Here is a 17,538-nt window from a genome sequence, read left to right as displayed (position 1 = left end):
GCTTGGAGCGCCGTTTTTTAATTTCCCTAAATCCCTTTTTTAAAGGGGGGCTTTTCCTTCCTTTATTAAAGGTGAGAAACACTGCTTCATCAGAAGAGGGGGGAAATGACTAATCCATTCGAAATTTAATTTCTAATAAATGCCAACCAAATTGGCTTTTGATTGGGCCATGCAGTTCACGTTCAGGCAATGTGAAAACTGCTTTATCGATTGGGCCGACCAGTTGACCTTTTTTAATATCACCCAGCTCACCGCCTTTTTTCCCAGATGGACAGGTCGAATGTTGTTTGGCAATTTTGGCAAAATCTGCACCGCCTTTAATTTTCTTTTTGAGTTGTTCACACAACTCTTTATCTTTCACTAAAATATGACGGACGATGGCAGATTTCATGCTTTGCTTCCTTTAAGGGCTTTCTTACTGGTCATTTTAACCTTTTTTAATGGCTGACATTCAGGACAAAATACGCTTGCCCGTTGCCCGAGCTTAAGGTTCTGTAACGTCGTTTCACAGTTAATGCACATCTCACCAACACGCCCATAAGCCAGTAGTGTTTGCTGGAAATAACCATTTTCACCCATAGCATTACTGTAATCTCGTAGGGTAGAGCCACCCAAATCAATCGCTTGTTTAAGAATGCGCTTAATTTCAAGCACCATTTTTTCAACTTGGTTCATGCTTAAACTGGAAGCAGGTTGTGCAGGATGAATACCAAGGTTAAATAAGCTTTCAGTCGCGTAAATGTTACCGACACCAACAACAACATGGTTATCCATAATTGCAACTTTAATGCCGGTATTCTTATTTTTAAATTTATTGAATAGGTAGTCCGCATTAAAAGCATCACTTAAGGGTTCTGGTCCTAACGTGTCAATTAGCTTAGTTTGAGTATTTTGATCTAACCATAAAATACAGCCAAATCGGCGAGGGTCATGGTAGCGCAATTGCATGTCTTCAAACTGAATTATGAGATGGTCATGCTTACGACGTTCCTCATGACCTTCACAAATACGGAAACTACCAGACATGCCCAAATGCCACAGCATCGTGTCTTGTTCGAACTCAGCTAAGATGTATTTCGAGCGCCGACTTAGTTTTATGAGTTTTTGCCCTACCAGTTTTTGAATGTCATCAGGAATAGGCCAACGTAAACTGGATTGATAAATATCCACCTTCAACACTTTTTCATTTAGTAAAGGCAATAGACTGGTTTTGGTGGTTTCTACTTCTGGTAATTCAGGCATAGCTTAGGCGTAATACTGTCAACATATTGCGCTTAATATTGGGTGTTTTGAGTAGAATTGCAAGTTTGGTGCTGAAGCTAGAAAGGGCGAATTTCATTAATAAGCTTGAAGAGGTAAAATGAACTTTAGGGTCAAATAATGCAGCAGATTCATCAAGTATAAAAATTAAACTTCTGTGAAAATGGTTTTTAATTTAAGTGTTTGAAAACAATGCTAAAAATAATTTAAATATAAAAAAGTTTATTTGTATTTATATAAATATATAAAAAAAAGTTTAATGAATAATAAAAAATATGCTGAGATAGAATGTGAAAAGTTATGTAATTTTTATGCCTTTAGATTTCAAACCTTTGGGTTGCGATCTGCACTCTCTCCAGATTTAGGTTTTCCAATGAAAAAATTCAGTCTAGCTTTAATGCCTACGTTGGTAATGGCAGCCATGACACATACTAATGCCGCAGATGCTTTTGACCCTAAAGGTCAGTATATGTTGGGTGATTGGGATGGTAAACGTACTGAACTCGCTCAACAGGGCGTGAAGTTTGAAGCAAATATTGCAGCAGATGCTGCCTATCTTGCCGATGGCGGGCGCAATGCTGGACATTCAGCGACAGTGGCGAGTCAATTGTGGCTGGGTACCCAACTCAATATGGAAAAGCTGGCGGGTTGGGATGGCGTAACTGTGCGTGCAGTGATGACAGCCCGTCAAGGCCAAAGTACAACGATTGATGATTTACAAGGTGATGCCCCACAATTGGCCAATGTTCAAGCCAATTTTGGTCGCGGCAACCAAAAAAGTCGCTTAACAGAACTTTCTATTGAAAAGAATTTTAAAGAACAGGGTATTAGTATTAAAGCCGGTCGTCTAGGTCTCGGAATGGACTTTAACGTGATGGCATGTGACTTTGAAAGTAATGCCTTTTGTGCAGCACAGATGGGCAAATGGCAAGGTACGATGTGGATGAATACGCCTGTTGCTCAATGGGGCGGTCGTGTGAAATATCAAGCGACGCCTGAACTTGCAGCACAAGTCGGTGTTTATGAATTTAACCCTGAAAATGCTTTAGAACGTCATGGTTGGAATTTGGATACCGATCAAGCAGATGGTGTGACTATTCCAGTTGAATTGGTGTGGACACCTAAATCACTGGTAAACGGCTTAGCGGGCAGTTACCGTGTTGGTGGGATGTATAACACTGCGGATGACGTAAAAAATCAAAAAGATATTGCTAACCCGACAGATGCAAAAAATCGTACTTTTGGTGGTTGGGTTGCGATTGAGCAGCAATTGACATCTACAGGCGAGGGTCGTCGTGGCTTACATAGTTTTGCTAACTTTACTTGGCATGATCGTGTAACAACGAAAGTGGATAATTCACAACAATTGGGTCTGAAATATATCGGTTTAGCAGACCGTTTACCGACTGACATGATTGGTCTAGGCGTGAACAGAGCACATGTGAATAATCGTTTATCTGCTGACAAATTTGATGCGAGCGCAGAATATAACATTGAGTTGAACTACAGCCATAATCCAACAAAATGGCTGATGGTTCGCCCGAGTCTACAGTATGTTGTTAACCCAGGCTCAACAAATCGAGTTGATGATGCTTTCGTAATTGGTTTAAGCTCTAAGGTAACATTCTAATGAACAAGTAGGTGCATCCATGCAAAGTAAATATAACGTCAAATTCACATCGACACATTTACTTTGCCTGACGGCATGCATCTGCCAGCAACTTTATGCAGAAATAGGTTCTACGGAACCTGTTTTACTTCCTGCTATTACAATCGAAGCTCCTCGTACCAATACGACTTGGCTTAAAACACCAGCCTCGGTTTATCGAATTGAGCAGCCAGAAAATAATAACAATACAGGTGTGAACCTGTCGGAGACCTTAAAAGGTGTTCCCGGACTACAACTCAATAATCGTGAAAATTACGCACAGGATTTACAAATTTCGATGCGTGGTTTTGGTGCGCGCTCTACTTTTGGTGTACGCGGTATCCGTTTATATGTTGATGGAATTCCAGCGACCATGCCAGATGGGCAAGGGCAAACCTCAAATATTGATATGAGTAGCTTAAGTCATGTTGAAGTATTAGGCGGCCCATTTTCATCACTTTACGGGAACTCTTCGGGCGGTGCGGTATTAACTACAACCCAAGAAGGAACAGGCAAAGATTCCGTTGAGCTTGGTTATTCTGCTGGGAGTCATAACAAAAGTCGTGCTGATGTGGTGCTACAAGGTGGATCAGACAAGGCTAGTGAGCCAAGTTATGTGGTGAGTTCATCGTACTTTGAAACGGATGGATATCGCGACCACAGCGCTGCTAAAAAAGTATTAAGTAATGCCAAGCTTACATGGGATTTGGATGATGGTTCAAAAGTGAACTGGATTGTTAATCATGTGGATATTAATGCAGATGATCCGCAAGGTTTGACAAGAAAACATTGGCAAAATAATCCGAAACAGCAAGTAGCATTTTTAAAGCAGTTTGATGTACGTAAAGAAATTAACCAAACTCAAACTGGCTTAACATGGAAAAAACCATTGAATGATCAGCATGAACTCAATGCAATGGTATATATGGGGCAACGTGATGTAACCCAGTATCAATCGATTCCTAAAGGTGAGTATTCAATAAATTTAGGCTTAGATGAAGATGGAAATCCAATATCATCAACAAGTCAAAGAAACCCTCGCCATGCAGGCGGTGTGATTGATTTTAGTCGTGATTATTATGGAACGGATATTCGTTGGACGGGCAAAGATTTGCTACCAAATACACGACTAACCGCCGGTTTTGCCTTTGACTATATGGATGAAGACCGAAAAGGTTATGAAAACTTTAATGCTGAAGGGCAGTATGGTGTAAAAGGCAATATTCGCCGCAATGAAAATAATACCCTATGGAATTTGGATCCGTATGTGCAAGCCTCTTGGAATTTTCTTCCAACATGGACTTTGGACGCAGGTTTAAGATATAGCAACGTGCATTATAAATCCAATGATCATTATGAAAGTAAAGCAGTCTATGAAGCTGATAAAGATAATGGAAATGATAGCGGTAAAACCGACTATGACAAGGTTCTACCATCAGCGGCACTAAGCTGGGCGATCAATCCGAAAATAAACGCTTATGTCAGTTATGCCAAAGGTTTTGAAACACCCACATTTACCGAAATGGCCTATTCTAAAGATGACGGCATGAATTTTGATTTGAAACCTGCTAGTAGTGATAACTATGAATTGGGGGTGAAAGCGCAAAATGCATGGGGCAATTTCACGGCAGCCGTGTTCCAAAGTGAAACACAGAATGACATTGTTTCAGGCGAATCGAACAATGGGCGTAATACTTTCCGCAATGCCGATAAAACCTTGCGCCAAGGGCTAGAGTTATCATGGAATAAAAAGCTCTGGCGTGATTTGACTGCCCAAGCCAGTTATAGCTTTATCGATGCTACTTTTGATGCAGACATTTCCAATAGCGATCCTGCAAAGGTTGTAACGAAAGGAAATGACATTCCGGGTATTGCTAAAAACCAAGCCTTTGCAGCGCTAAATTGGCAACCTGAAACAGGTTTTAATGCCGGACTTGATGTCCGTTATATGGATAAAATTTATGTCGATGATGCCAATAGTGATGCTGCACCAAGCTACACCGTGGTTTCTGCCAATGCCGGTTATGTTTGGCAACAGGATGACTGGAAAATAAAAAGCTATGTTCGAGCAGACAATTTATTTGATGAAAAATATGTCGGCTCTGTGATTGTGAATGACGGTAATGGACGCTTCTTTGAACCCGCAGATGGGGTCAATTGGAGTGCGGGCTTGAGTGTAACGAAAGCATTTTAAAATAAGGAGAGTTTTGTGGCGTTGTTATTTCAACCAATTCAGTTTGGCAGTTTGACTTTAAGTAATCGAATTGTGATAGCACCAATGTGTCAGTACTCTGCCAATGAACAAGGCGAATTAACCTATTGGCATGAACAGCAATGGGCGAATTACGCATTGTCAGGTGCTGGGCTTTGTATTGTTGAGGCGACTGCGGTACAGCCTGAAGGGCGTATTAGCTATGCAGACCTTGGGCTTTGGAATGATTTACAACGCGCACAGATCAAAGCTTTATTGGCAAAAGTGAAAAGTCTTTCACCGATGCCATTTGCAATCCAACTTGCCCATGCTGGGCGAAAAGCGTCGACTGATAAGCCGTGGAATGGACGGGGCCAATTAGCACCTGATCATGCGCAAGGCTGGCAAACGGTTTCAGCCAGTGAATTACCATTTAATACGCAGGATCATGCGCCGCATGCATTAACCAAAGCTGAAATTGATCAGATTATTCTAGACTTTGCTGAGTCTGCAAAACGTGCAGTTGATACAGGATTTGACCTCATTGAATTGCATGCAGCACATGGCTATTTATTACATCAGTTTATGTCGCCTTTATCTAATCAACGTACTGATGAATATGGTGGTAGCTTTGAAAATCGTATTCGTTTGACTTTAGAAGTCTTACAGGCCATGAAAAATGTTGTTCCTGTGGATTATCCAATTGGTGTACGTATCTCTGCAACAGACTGGATGGAATATACCGGCGAGCCTAGTTGGGACATCGAGTCTGCAGTGGGATTGTCTAAAGCTTTAGAACAATTAGGTGCAGCGTATATCCATGCTTCGAGTGGTGGCTTAGCTGTTGATCAGAAAATACATCTACAGGCGAGTTATCAAGTCCCTTTTGCAGAGGCGATTAAGCATGCGGTTACGATTCCGGTCATTGCAGTGGGCTTAATTACGGAAGCGATGCAGGCAGAAGGCATATTGCAATATGAAATGGCAGATGCAATTGGTATTGCACGTGCTATTCAATATGACCCGCGTTGGCCTTGGCATGCAGCAGCAGAATTGGGAGCAGATATTCAAATTGCGCCGCAATATTTACGCTGTCAGCCACATGCGCAGCGCAGTCAATTTAAAGCCTTTGATGATGCAGCCTTGCTTAAATAAATTGGCCTAGAATGGTATAAATTTAAAATGCAATATAAAAAGCCCTGCAATTGCAAGGCTTTTTTTTCACAGTTTATGAATGAGCTTTAACTTTTTTTCGCGCTAGCTTTCGGTGCTTTGGCTTGTTCCGCTATTAATTTATCTACTGTTGCTAATGATTCTTTGGCCTGTGGTACATTTTCTTGTGCAAGTGCTGCAAAGATTTTTTTCGCTTCAGGCAGGTTTTGTGGAATGATATTGCCATTCACAAACATGTTCCCCACAGCCATGAGAGCAGGAATATATCCTTTTTTCGCCAAATCTTGAATGCTATTTAAGCCTTGTTGAACTGGTTTATCATTCTTAGTTTTAAAACCTGTACTGATGTCATACAGCGCTTTGGCATGTATTGCAGGATAGAAACCTTTCTTGATCAGTGGATCTAGCTTCGTTAATGCTAATTTGTCTGACTGAGGATTATTTTCAGCAAATAAAAGAATCGCATAGTCGATAGTTGCATCGTCAAAACCTGCACTCGATGCACGTTCTAAATATTGTTTGGCTTTGGCTGGATCTTGTTTTAGGCCTAAAGTACCTGTGGCGTAATTTTTACCTAAGACATAGTTAGCAACAGGGTAGCCTTTTGCACCGGCTTGCTCATAAAGCTGAATGGCTTTTTTCTCGTCTTTTGCTGTACCTTGGCCAGTTTGTGTTAAATAGCCTAAGTTATAGATGGCTTGGGCATTGCCGGTTGCAGCTAATTTACTGAGTGCTTGATAAGCACCCGTCATATTTTTTGCTTTAACCATCGCTTCGATTTTTGCAAATTCAGGATCCACTGTAGCGGCTTTAGTATCAGCCAATGCGAATTGGGTTGTGAGTGCCAAAATACTTGCGAGAATAATTTTTTCATTTTAAAACCTTTTGTAAAACATGCACATAATTCCATTTATGTGTTTTGGTGGTTATTTTTGACTGTTTTAACATCATAGGTCGATTTATGTAAATGTAAAGTGAGGAATTGTGATTAGGACTTAAAATTTGAAAATTTTTCTAACGTATAAAAGCTGTAGTTTTCAGAACAATACCGCTTTTATTTGGCTTGTACTTTGCAAAGTTAATTGTTCTTTGCTTAAATCGCGCCTTCAACGAAAGATCTGAGGTTAGACCATGTTTATAAAAGGCATCAAACGTAACTATGACAAGGTTGCAGCGGATGAGTCAATTGCAGATGAAGATAAGATTGATGCGTTATTAATGAAGCTGGGTGCTGAATTTTTGGTCAGTAAAGAAAACCGTGTCTATATTTTTAAGAAAGGTGAGCTGGAAGCAAAATTTGATGCTAAACATGCACGCGCTTACCATTTTAAAGACTATGTGTGTAAAGACATGAACAAGCTGTTTCATGGATTTTAAATAAAAAAACCTCCTATCAGGAGGTTTTTTTATGCATCAATATTTTACTGCGGTCGTGCTACATCACCATTTAAAGCTTCTGGCAAATCAAGCACAGTGACATCTAGTTCAGACAATGCATCTGGACGGGCAACAACCAGCCCCACATAGCCATTTTCAACCACTGCGCTATTGACGACTTGAACGCCTTTATTCAATTGTTCACCTTCAGCGGGAGCAGAACCTTTGCCTGCAATAGCATGTAGCCACGCTTTAGGCTTGGCTTTAAACCAAAGACGAGCAATAACTTCCTGACCTAAGTAACAGCCTTTGTCATAGTGCACGCCTTCACGTTGATGTAAACGTAATTCTTGTGGTTGGAACACATGTTCAATCGCTTGGTCGATATAGGCTTGACCTGCGTGAATCGCTTGAACTTCCCATGCAGCAACATCAGTTGGCTCTGTGCCAAAAGTTGTTTCGCCATTCACTAAATGTGGATAAACGAGACCCGCATCTTCAAGTTTCATTTTTGAAAATGCACCAAATTTTTTAATGTGCTTGGCAAATTCTTCAGATTGATCTTGAGTTGTGACAATCACAAAACTCTCGGCATTTAATTTGGTCAGCCATAGGCCAAAGTGAATACGGCCTTTCAGGTCGCAGATTGCTGTATAACGCGTTACATTTTCTTCCAGACGTTCAACATGTAAAGTCACCTGACCTTGAAGGAATTTTTGTGCATCCACACCATTTAAAGTGAAAGATGTAAATGCCATAGACGTTGACATGACGAGCCTCTGTGTATATTCACAAATGATTAATTACAATATTTTGCAGCAAGCAAAGCAGATAGGCAAACAAAATGCCCATATTGGGATGGGCATTTTAATTTTTGTTATTTAAGGATCGGCTTAATGGCTATGCGCTGATAAATCGTTGGCGCTCATGTCTATACTGTGGTGGGCGGGTGCTTCGCTGTTACAGTCAAACTTATCACCACATATACGCACAGTTTCCATCATGCCTTGGTCTTCATGGTCCAGAATATGACAGTGCAATACAAAATCACCTTCAAATTTTTCATACTTACTGCGGACAATTATTTTATAGCCTTGCTTCACAAATAGCGTATCTTTCCAAACGCCTTTCATGCCGTGATATTGCGAGTCAATGTTTCCAGCACCATCTTTATCTGAACTGCCTATGGCACTGACATCGACACCCACTTCATTCAAAATTTTCACTACTTGGAATGGGTTGACATGAATATGGAAGGGATGACTTGCAACATTACTGGTTAATTCCCATTCTTGGGTTTGACCTATTGGGAGCTTACGTACAAAGCTATGGTGGGTGTGGTCTTCTGCATGATAAGCATCGCCAAAGCTGATGAGTGTCCCTTCATCGGCATGACGAATACCAAATTTAAAGCTTCCATCAGCATTAAACATAATGTCGAAGTTGGTGATTTGTTTTGCCATGTTTTTGAGCAATTCATCGACTTCAGCAGTCATGAGGCTAGCATGAGAAATAAAGGCGGATAGATCACCTTGCGAAACTTGCTGAATTACTTCAGGTGCAAGTCCAATAGCAGTGGCTTGCGCTTTCAAAAAGTCATAAGGGCTTTGTACAGGTAGCTGCGTTGCTTGAACATTGACCCAACCGAGCAATTGCGTATTCAGTTTTTCTTCGGGTGCACGACGTAGCAGCGGACTTGAGTCTGGGGCATTGATTTCGTCTTCTAAGTTCAATTTAGCATCGTATACACAGTATTTATTAATGCTTGGAAAAGCCAACATGGCATCAAAGCGATAGCCTGGCTGAAATATTTCAATCCCTTGTTTTTGTATTTTCCCCATGGTTAAACCATCTTGAGCGACTGTATACAGTGGCAAGGTTTTTAATTTTTTAAATTGCGCTGACATGGCTTTGGTTTGATAGTTCTGACATTCAGCAAGCGTTTGTTCAGCGGTGAATGCTGAAGAATTTGGTAGCTCTTTGATGGTTAAGCCAATAGTGTCACGAATACCACCGTGAATCATGCGCCAACGGTGGTATTGATTTTGATCAACTTTAATTTCTCCCAGCATTTTGCCATTGATACTGGTATAACGATTTTCATCTGCCCACGAGGTTGGAATATCGAGTTTTGAATAATCTTCAAGGGCATACAGGCAAGGTGAATCGGCATTCGGCGTCAGCTTAGTGTCGCAATCTTCATTGTATTGAATTTGCTGAAACAGCATAATTTTTTCATGATCATAATTTTGTGTCTTTTGATTTTTCCATAAAATATCAAAGTCACCGTTTTGCTGAATTTGTCCATTCGTCACAATAGGTTTACGCTCACCTTCAATAATTAAAGGGCCAGCCATGCCGCTTGAAACCTGAATAGCTGTTGAGCCATGGACATGCGAATGATACCAAAACGTACCCGCAGGATGATTCGGCTCAATCTGAAATTCATAATGAAAGTCTTGATTGGGTTTGATAGTGAGGAATACGTTGTCACTATTGCCTTGCGGACTCACCCATAAACCATGGGTATGTAAATTAGTGGTGTTAAAGCAATTGCCTTGATTAATATTGGTAACAGGATCAGGACAAGTTTCGTTTGATTCAACCGGTAGGTTATTGACCAAATGAACTTTTAAATTTTCACCTTGTTTGGCGCGAATTTGAGGGCCAACCAATACATCTGTGACGCTGCCATCGGCATTTTTACTGTTATAAAGCTCAGGCTTGGTCAAATAGCCACGCGCATGTAATTGATCATATTCCCCTGTTTCAGGGTCAAATAAAGCTTGCTTTTTATAAGCAACAATCAGCTCATGTTCGCCGCTTTTATTGGCTTTTAAACGTGGTGGATTGGTAATTACGTGAAGAGCATCAGCCTCATCTTCTTGCACTAATGTTTCGTTGTCTTTTTTGTTGTTATCGCCACAGGCAAAAAGCGTTAAACAGCTTAAAAGGCAGCTTGCCCCGATAAATTTTTTATAATGTGTCATGAACTTTCCCCAAAGCATAATGACGAATCAACAGTGAGTTTGAATGATGGCGCGTCCAAATTATTTGTTGTGTGTCACGATGATTGGCGTCATAAAACCAACTCCTGTCAGGAGTACGCTTCATATTATCGGGGAGGGGTGAAGCCTGAATCTATCCCTGCAAATAGGGATTAATATGCGATTTGATCAGAAGATTAGGTATTTAATGTGCTTTGTGTCACGCTTAAATTAATGCTGAAATTTTGTGTACTTACAGCTTTATTTTTAGAGTCGATGACAAGGTTAAAACAGTATTAAGTAATTTAAAAACTGCATGATGTGCTTCAAGGTGTTGAATTAATATCCAGACTATTTCTGCTTAGACTAAAGAATAATGAGAAAATTCCATGATTTTTCGATAAAAAATCAATTTAGAGCTTTAATTCTATCACTTATGTAACAAGATATTTCAAAAAACACCTATTTTTATGCTTAAATATTTGAAATATATAAGATTTGGGAAATGGACTTTCGACAGTGTAGTATGCCTAACGAACAAAGATGAATTGTCTTAAACAAAAGACAACGCAAAAAAATGAAAGACCGAGGGCAGGAACGCTATGAACAACAACTACCGTAAACCACTGCAAGGCACCCAGTTAGAATATTTTGATGTGCGTGAAGCCGTTGAAAATATTGAGCAAGGCGCATATGCAAAACTACCATACACTTCAAAAGTCCTTGCAGAGCAGTTGGTTCGTAAATGTGATCCAGCCATTCTTGAGCAATCCTTAAAAGAACTCATTTTCCGTAAACAAGACCACGACTTTCCATGGTATCCAGCACGTGTGGTGTGCCATGACATCTTAGGTCAAACGGCTTTGGTTGACCTTGCTGGTCTACGTGATGCGATTGCAGACCAAGGCGGTGATCCATCAAAAGTCAATCCAGTTGTACCTACACAACTTATTGTTGACCACTCATTGGCAGTGGAATATGGCGGTTTTGATCCAGATGCATTCGAGAAAAACCGTGCCGTGGAAGACCGTCGTAATGAAGACCGTTTCCACTTTATTGAGTGGACCAAAACTGCATTTGAAAATGTCGATGTAATTCCTGCGGGTAACGGCATCATGCACCAAATTAACTTGGAGAAAATGTCTCCAGTGGTGCAAAACCGTGAAGGTGTGGCATTCCCAGATACCTGCGTGGGCACAGACTCACATACACCACATACAGATGCTTTGGGCGTGATTTCTGTGGGTGTAGGTGGTTTAGAAGCTGAAAATGTCATGCTCGGTCGCGCATCGTGGATGCGTCTACCAGATATTATTGGTGTAGAGCTTGTAGGTCAACGCAAGCCGGGTATTACAGCAACAGATATCGTATTGGCTTTAACGGAGTTTTTACGTAAAGAGCGTGTAGTCGGTGCGTACCTTGAGTTCTTCGGCGAAGGTGCAGACAGCATGTCTGTGGGCGATCGCGCAACCATTTCGAACATGACCCCTGAATATGGTGCAACTGCGGCAATGTTCTACATTGACCAAAACACCATTGATTACCTAACACTGACAGGTCGTGAAGCAGATCAGGTGAAATTGGTTGAAACCTATGCCAAAGAAATTGGTCTTTGGGCGTCTGATATGACAGCGGCAGAATATCCGCGTGTATTACGTTTCGACCTTTCAACAGTGACTCGCAACATTGCAGGCCCATCGAACCCGCATGCACGTGTATCGACTGCGGATTTAAAAGCCAAAGGTATTGCAGGCAATTTAGACGCTGCACGTGCGCAAGAAGCTGAAGGCTTAATGCCAGATGGCGCGGTGATTATTGCTGCGATTACCTCTTGTACCAATACCTCAAACCCACGTAACACTGTTGCGGCAGGTCTATTGGCACGTAAAGCCAATGAATTGGGCTTGGTACGTAAACCGTGGGTGAAATCATCTTTTGCACCAGGTTCTAAAGCCGCTGCTTTATACCTAGAAGAAGCGGGTGTATTGGGTGATCTAGAAAAGCTTGGCTTTGGTATCGTGGCTTACGCATGTACAACCTGTAACGGGATGTCAGGTGCGCTAGACCCTGTAATTCAGCAAGAAATTATTGATCGTGATTTATACGCAACAGCGGTGCTTTCGGGTAACCGTAACTTTGACGGCCGTATCCATCCTTATGCTAAACAAGCGTTCTTGGCATCGCCACCACTCGTTGTTGCGTATGCAATTGCAGGGACAATTCGTTTTGATATCGAAACTGATTCACTCGGCAATGACAAAGACGGTAATCCTATTTACTTAAAAGACATTTGGCCGTCGGATGAAGAAATTGATGCACTGGTAAAAGTTGCAGTAAAACCTGAGCAGTTTAAGAAAGTCTACATTCCAATGTTTGACTTGGGTGTGGCTGAAAAATCTGAAAGTCCGCTTTATGACTGGCGTCCACAAAGTACCTATATCCGTCGTCCGCCGTATTGGGAAGGGGCTTTGGCTGCACCACGTACATTAAGCAATATGCGTCCACTTGCAATCTTGCCAGATAACATTACCACCGACCATTTGTCTCCATCGAATGCGATTATGATGGACTCTGCTGCGGGTGAGTATCTGCACAAAATGGGCGTGCCTGAGGAAGACTTCAACTCTTACGCAACCCACCGCGGTGACCATTTGACGGCTCAACGTGCAACATTTGCCAACCCGAAATTGTTTAATGAAATGGTGGTGCGTTCAGACGGTACCATCAAGCAAGGTTCAAAAGCGCGTGTAGAGCCAGAAGGCGAAGTGATGCGTATGTGGGAAGCGATTGAAACTTACATGAACCGTAAGCAACCGCTGATCATTATTGCAGGTAAAGACTATGGTCAGGGTTCGAGCCGTGACTGGGCTGCCAAAGGTGTACGCCTTGCGGGTGTAGAAGTGATTGTAGCGGAAGGTTTTGAGCGTATTCACCGTACTAACTTGGTAGGTATGGGCGTGTTACCGCTTGAGTTTAAAGCAGGAACTGACCGCAAAACATTGAAGCTGGATGGTACTGAGCTGTATAGCGTAATTGGTAATATTGCGCCACGTTCTGACCTAACTTTAGTGGTTGAGCGTTCTACAGCAGATGGCAAAAATGAAATTATTAAAGTGCCTGTAACGTGTCGTTTGGATACTGAAGAAGAAGTTTCAGTATATGAAGCGGGTGGCGTGTTACAGCGCTTTGCACAGGACTTTTTAGAAGGGAATGTGGCTTAAGAGTTTAATTCGAAACATTTGATATTGTTTAAAAAACACCCTATATTTTAGGGTGTTTTTTATTCATTTTGAATTGGGGAATTCATGCCTGAAAGATTGGAATTAACAAAAAATGTCTTATTTTTTAAATCTGATATTCCATTTACTGATGCTGTAATTAATCAAATATGTGATTTAGCTAGTGATAATAAAGAAACCAACACAACTTTTATAATTGATGAATTTAGATTAAACCAACAGACACAAAATTTGATTGATTTTACAATTTCAATTAAAGTTTTTTCCACAGTCAGACCTGTTTATTTTTTGGATGACGATAGTTACGAAGATCATATTTTTGCCTATATAGTACTAATTGAAATAGGTAATTATTTAGTTGTATTGAGTAAAAGTTGTGCAACATACTTGCAATATATGAAAGAGAATTTTCAACTAATTGATGTTAATGAATTAAGTAAATTAATTGGGGAAAATGCGGATTTTCAAAAAATTTCATTGCGTAACATGACAGTTTCGGAAAAAGCTATTAGAAATAGGTCACTTGAATCAAGTGACCTAAAAGGAGCTTTCTCTAGTCATTCAGCAGGACGTGCAGTTCCATCGCATTTAAAAGTAAGAGAGCAAGGGCAGACTAAATCTATTTCAGGAAGTGGTAGATTTGTTGAATCATCACCTAGACAATCTATAGAAGAAATAGTCGAATGGGCATATATTCAAATTCAATTAATTGAAAATGCAAGTGAAAATGAATTTCTTAAGCTTTTTGCAAAAAAAGTTTCATTAGATCATGTATTGTCGTTGTGTAACCCCGCCGCCTTATTAATTGATATTTCTGCTATCGAAGACCGAATAGAAAATGGAATGATATCAATAAAATATGAGCGGAAAAGAAAAGTAAATGGTCAATCTAAGCGTGACAAAAAAATTATAGATGTGCCAGATGGGATCTATAAAAAGTTATTTTCTAAATTGGGTGTTGTATATGAGTTGGATAATAATTTAAATGTGGTTAATTTTGAAGGCTCCTCAAAAATAAACAGAAATAAAAGAACATTGTCTATTTATTCAAAATTATTGAGAAATTTTAAAATTGAAGAAAATGGAAAGTTAGAAAGTCTTTTGAGTTATATTAATAAAAAAGGCTTATTCTGCCTGACATTTGATAATCCTAGTTATATGTATTGTATGGATAATTGCTTTGAAGATGTATCTGGCTTATCAGAAATAGATTCAATTTTGACTATGCTTTATCCTCGAGCAGATATTGAAAAGCTTAAATCAGAGAAAGGTCAATTTGATTCTAAACAAACTAGTTTTACTAAAGATTCGATGTTTGGTTTTGTTGAAAACTTACACTCTAATAATGATTATATATTTTGTGATGATTTAGGTGATGAGTGGGCAGATCACTTAATTATTGATTCCAAAGACTTTAGTGTCAGCTTTATCCACTCAAAATTTTCAAATGACATTACAAATTCTGCTAGTAAATTACAGGATGTTGTTGGCCAAGGTATTAAAAATTTAGGAAATATGCATTTCTCAAGTCAACAAATTATAAATAAGTACTCCACAACTTTTTCTGAGTTTTATAAAAGTGGTAAGGGGGCTAATGGAACAGGTAAGGGCATACAAACTCAAATATCTAGGATTCGAAAGGATTCAGGAAATTTTCATGAAGATATTAGCTTAATTTTAAAAAACCCTAAATTACATAGAAAATGCATTCTAAGTTGTAATTTTATCTCTAAAACTAAAATAGAGAGAGAGCTTAAGAAATTGCAACAAGGACAAAAAGTCGCAGGACATATTACTCAATGGCTGTGGATTTTATCGTCATTTTCACATGCAGCCAAAGATGCAGGAGTTTTTCCTATGATTTATTGTGCTGCATAAATATGGTTAAAATTTTTTAATTTATGAAAGATTTTAGAATTTAATAAGCAAATCTCTGTAAACCCACCAAAATTTCCACACGAAATTATGCTTTGCCTAAATGCCATTATCAATTGTCGAAATGACCAATAGACAATCATCACGATAGGGGTATACTGATTGCACCATTTCTAAAACACATGGAGAACAAAAATGGTTACTGCTGGTCAAAAACCCGGAACAGGCTTCTATTTTTGTGTCAAATGCGGCCACCGCACCTACTTAGAAATTGGTACTGATCGTTTACCACCGTGTACCAAATGCCAAGGCAATCAATTTAACAATAAGAATGCCTAAGCTGCAAAACACTAACAGTTACCCGCTGTTAAGAAAGAAAAGCCCTATCACTTGATAGGGCTTTTTTGTTAATTTATCTCTAAGCATAAAAATATAAAAAACCATTTCAACGGTGAGGTCACACATGGAAACAATCTTAGGTTTATGTATCGGCGTAGGGCTTAGTGCAGCCTGTGGCTTCCGTGTATTTGTACCCTTATTAGTTATGAGCGTTGCTTCGCTAATGGGCTGGTTCGAACCGATGAAAGGTTTTGAATGGCTTGCAATGCCTGCGGTATGCATGGGACTTGCAGTTGCGACCGTTTGTGAAATTGCTGCTTATTACATACCGTGGGTAGATAATGCCTTAGACACAGTTTCAACACCGGCAGCCATGATTGCAGGGACATTAGCCACCATGGCTGTAAGTAGCGGGGAAATGTCACAGTTTGCCAGTTGGGCAGCTGCGATTATCGTTGGTGGCGGTACAGCAACAGCAGTACAAATGAGCACCGTAGCAGCGCGAGGTGTTTCCACAGTCACTACAGGTGGTATAGCCAATCCTGTCATTTCAACAGGTGAATGGATTGGGGCATTGGTGTTATCTGTATTGAGTTTCTTACTTCCATTTTTTGTCGTGGTATTAGTTGTTTGTATCGTAATTTGGTTAGTACGTCGGATTCGTATGAAACACAATGAAAATCCTGCCACGCCGCTTTAAGTTTGTAACGCTAATGCCAGCATGATCATTTTGATTAAAAATACCTATATCCCATCGGCGTATTTAAAGATGGGATTTTTTATTGCTGAATATCAATACAAGATTGCTTTAAAACTGTCCACTGACTAAGATCACGCCAGATTAAAACGATGTAGATAAAAATGAATAAACAGGAAGAATTAACAGGTCTGGGTGGATGGCTCATTTTGGTGGGCATTGGTGTGATTTTGTCACCCATCACATTATTGGTCGATGGCTATGCCTTGCTAGAATTTTTTAAAGAAGGGGGTATTGATCTACTCAGTGATCCAACGTCAGAAATTTATCATCCCAGTTTGTTATATTTCATTTATGCCGAGTGTGCGGTAAATGTGGTGCTGCTGGTTTGTTCCTTGTATGCCGTCTATTTGTATTTTTCAAAACATTTTCGCTTTCCAAAATTTTATATTGGTTTAATGATTGGCTATTTATTGATTTTACTTATCGACTGCATGGTTTCCGATTATCTAGTCCCTCAAGAAACCGCTTTTGGTGATGAGACAATCATAGAGTTAGCTAAAAGCGCTTTACGTTGTGTCATTTGGGTACCGTATTTACTTTTGTCTGTACGAGTAAAAAATACGGTGGTGTTTCAAAAAGTATGCTGACATTAAATGAAACCATTATTGATGTAAAAAAAGGTTAAGTCGAAGGCTTTAAAATGGTTTTCAATCTTTTTGGAGAAATTACAACTCTTTCTAAAACCGCGC

14 protein-coding genes and 1 pseudogene are annotated in these 17,538 nt (G+C 40.0%); 9 read left to right on the top strand and 6 right to left on the bottom strand.

All coding sequences use genetic code 11. The features are described 5' to 3' along the window. Positions 1-109: 109 nt before the first annotated feature. Entirely contained in the window at positions 110-391 is a 282-nt protein-coding gene (locus tag FTV09_RS08755) for a peptidylprolyl isomerase (protein WP_067764891.1), read from the bottom strand. Continuing rightward, on the bottom strand, positions 388-1,242 hold the full coding sequence (gene mutM, locus FTV09_RS08750; RefSeq protein ID WP_180058019.1) for a bifunctional DNA-formamidopyrimidine glycosylase/DNA-(apurinic or apyrimidinic site) lyase: 855 nt from the start codon (positions 1,240-1,242) through the stop codon (positions 388-390). The genes FTV09_RS08755 and mutM overlap by 4 nt, the downstream gene beginning before the upstream one ends. A 391-nt stretch (positions 1,243-1,633) precedes the next feature. Between mutM and FTV09_RS08745 the strand changes: the two genes are divergently transcribed. Genes FTV09_RS08745 through FTV09_RS08735 form a run of 3 tightly spaced genes read left to right on the top strand, consistent with a single transcriptional unit; the run spans position 1,634 to position 6,254 of the window. Then, complete coding sequence (locus FTV09_RS08745) at positions 1,634-2,890, top strand: carbohydrate porin (RefSeq protein WP_180058017.1); 1,257 nt, start codon at positions 1,634-1,636, stop codon at positions 2,888-2,890. A gap of 19 nt (positions 2,891-2,909) precedes the next feature. Continuing rightward, positions 2,910-5,102: a TonB-dependent receptor gene (locus tag FTV09_RS08740; protein WP_180058016.1), complete on the top strand. Its 2,193-nt coding sequence runs from the start codon at positions 2,910-2,912 to the stop codon at positions 5,100-5,102. Positions 5,103-5,117: 15 nt separating this feature from the next. Further along, the gene (locus tag FTV09_RS08735) at positions 5,118-6,254 is read left to right on the top strand and encodes an NADH:flavin oxidoreductase/NADH oxidase (protein ID WP_180058014.1); all 1,137 of its coding nucleotides are present in this window, start codon (positions 5,118-5,120) and stop codon (positions 6,252-6,254) included. A gap of 86 nt (positions 6,255-6,340) precedes the next feature. Here FTV09_RS08735 and FTV09_RS08730 read toward each other — a convergent pair whose 3' ends face one another. Further along, entirely contained in the window at positions 6,341-7,123 is a 783-nt protein-coding gene (locus FTV09_RS08730) for a tetratricopeptide repeat protein (RefSeq protein WP_373685034.1), read from the bottom strand. A gap of 280 nt (positions 7,124-7,403) precedes the next feature. Between FTV09_RS08730 and FTV09_RS08725 the strand changes: the two genes are divergently transcribed. Then, complete coding sequence (locus tag FTV09_RS08725; RefSeq protein ID WP_067764873.1) at positions 7,404-7,649, top strand: hypothetical protein; 246 nt, start codon at positions 7,404-7,406, stop codon at positions 7,647-7,649. A 44-nt stretch (positions 7,650-7,693) separates the two neighbouring features. On the opposite strand, the gene FTV09_RS08720 is transcribed toward FTV09_RS08725, so the two are convergent. Both FTV09_RS08720 and FTV09_RS08715 read right to left on the bottom strand, forming a co-directional pair. Continuing rightward, complete coding sequence (locus FTV09_RS08720) at positions 7,694-8,419, bottom strand: folate-binding protein YgfZ (RefSeq protein ID WP_257222868.1); 726 nt, start codon at positions 8,417-8,419, stop codon at positions 7,694-7,696. Positions 8,420-8,542: 123 nt separating this feature from the next. Beyond that, positions 8,543-10,639, bottom strand: coding sequence for a multicopper oxidase family protein (locus FTV09_RS08715; protein ID WP_180058012.1), 2,097 nt, complete (start codon positions 10,637-10,639; stop codon positions 8,543-8,545). Between the two features lie 599 nt (positions 10,640-11,238). On the opposite strand from FTV09_RS08715, the gene acnD reads away from it, so the two are divergent. The 5 genes from acnD to FTV09_RS08690 all read left to right on the top strand — a co-directional run bounded on the left by acnD (position 11,239) and on the right by FTV09_RS08690 (position 17,436). Further along, positions 11,239-13,857 carry a Fe/S-dependent 2-methylisocitrate dehydratase AcnD gene (acnD, locus tag FTV09_RS08710; protein ID WP_180058010.1) on the top strand — a complete coding sequence of 873 codons (2,619 nt, stop codon included), beginning with the start codon at positions 11,239-11,241 and terminating at the stop codon, positions 13,855-13,857. 84 nt (positions 13,858-13,941) lie between these two features. Further along, complete coding sequence (locus FTV09_RS08705; protein ID WP_180058008.1) at positions 13,942-15,753, top strand: hypothetical protein; 1,812 nt, start codon at positions 13,942-13,944, stop codon at positions 15,751-15,753. 192 nt (positions 15,754-15,945) lie between these two features. Further along, positions 15,946-16,089 (top strand): hypothetical protein, encoded by a 144-nt coding sequence (locus FTV09_RS08700; RefSeq protein WP_081410307.1) that lies wholly within the window; start codon positions 15,946-15,948, stop codon positions 16,087-16,089. Positions 16,090-16,213: 124 nt separating this feature from the next. Beyond that, a complete protein-coding gene (locus tag FTV09_RS08695; protein ID WP_180058006.1) occupies positions 16,214-16,789 on the top strand; it encodes a DUF4126 domain-containing protein in 576 nt (191 codons plus the stop codon). A gap of 161 nt (positions 16,790-16,950) precedes the next feature. Next, positions 16,951-17,436 carry a DUF2569 domain-containing protein gene (locus FTV09_RS08690; RefSeq protein WP_180058004.1) on the top strand — a complete coding sequence of 162 codons (486 nt, stop codon included), beginning with the start codon at positions 16,951-16,953 and terminating at the stop codon, positions 17,434-17,436. Between the two features lie 2 nt (positions 17,437-17,438). On the opposite strand, the pseudogene FTV09_RS08685 reads toward FTV09_RS08690, so the two are convergent. Beyond that, positions 17,439-17,538, bottom strand: a pseudogene (locus tag FTV09_RS08685) (IS1 family transposase); the annotation flags it as partial.

The organism is Acinetobacter sp. YH12227 (assembly GCF_013417785.1).
Classification (GTDB): domain Bacteria; phylum Pseudomonadota; class Gammaproteobacteria; order Pseudomonadales; family Moraxellaceae; genus Acinetobacter; species Acinetobacter gandensis.
This window is presented reverse-complemented; position numbering and strand designations above follow the sequence as displayed.

Coding starts and splice junctions, on each gene's coding strand:
- FTV09_RS08755 (WP_067764891.1), bottom strand. CDS start 391: ATGAAATCTGCCATCGTCCGTCATATTTTAGTGAAAGATAAAGAGTTG.
- mutM (WP_180058019.1), bottom strand. CDS start 1,242: ATGCCTGAATTACCAGAAGTAGAAACCACCAAAACCAGTCTATTGCCT.
- FTV09_RS08745 (WP_180058017.1), top strand. CDS start 1,634: ATGAAAAAATTCAGTCTAGCTTTAATGCCTACGTTGGTAATGGCAGCC.
- FTV09_RS08740 (WP_180058016.1), top strand. CDS start 2,910: ATGCAAAGTAAATATAACGTCAAATTCACATCGACACATTTACTTTGC.
- FTV09_RS08725 (WP_067764873.1), top strand. CDS start 7,404: ATGTTTATAAAAGGCATCAAACGTAACTATGACAAGGTTGCAGCGGAT.
- FTV09_RS08720 (WP_257222868.1), bottom strand. CDS start 8,419: ATGTCAACGTCTATGGCATTTACATCTTTCACTTTAAATGGTGTGGAT.
- FTV09_RS08715 (WP_180058012.1), bottom strand. CDS start 10,639: ATGACACATTATAAAAAATTTATCGGGGCAAGCTGCCTTTTAAGCTGT.
- acnD (WP_180058010.1), top strand. CDS start 11,239: ATGAACAACAACTACCGTAAACCACTGCAAGGCACCCAGTTAGAATAT.
- FTV09_RS08705 (WP_180058008.1), top strand. CDS start 13,942: ATGCCTGAAAGATTGGAATTAACAAAAAATGTCTTATTTTTTAAATCT.
- FTV09_RS08700 (WP_081410307.1), top strand. CDS start 15,946: ATGGTTACTGCTGGTCAAAAACCCGGAACAGGCTTCTATTTTTGTGTC.
- FTV09_RS08695 (WP_180058006.1), top strand. CDS start 16,214: ATGGAAACAATCTTAGGTTTATGTATCGGCGTAGGGCTTAGTGCAGCC.
- FTV09_RS08690 (WP_180058004.1), top strand. CDS start 16,951: ATGAATAAACAGGAAGAATTAACAGGTCTGGGTGGATGGCTCATTTTG.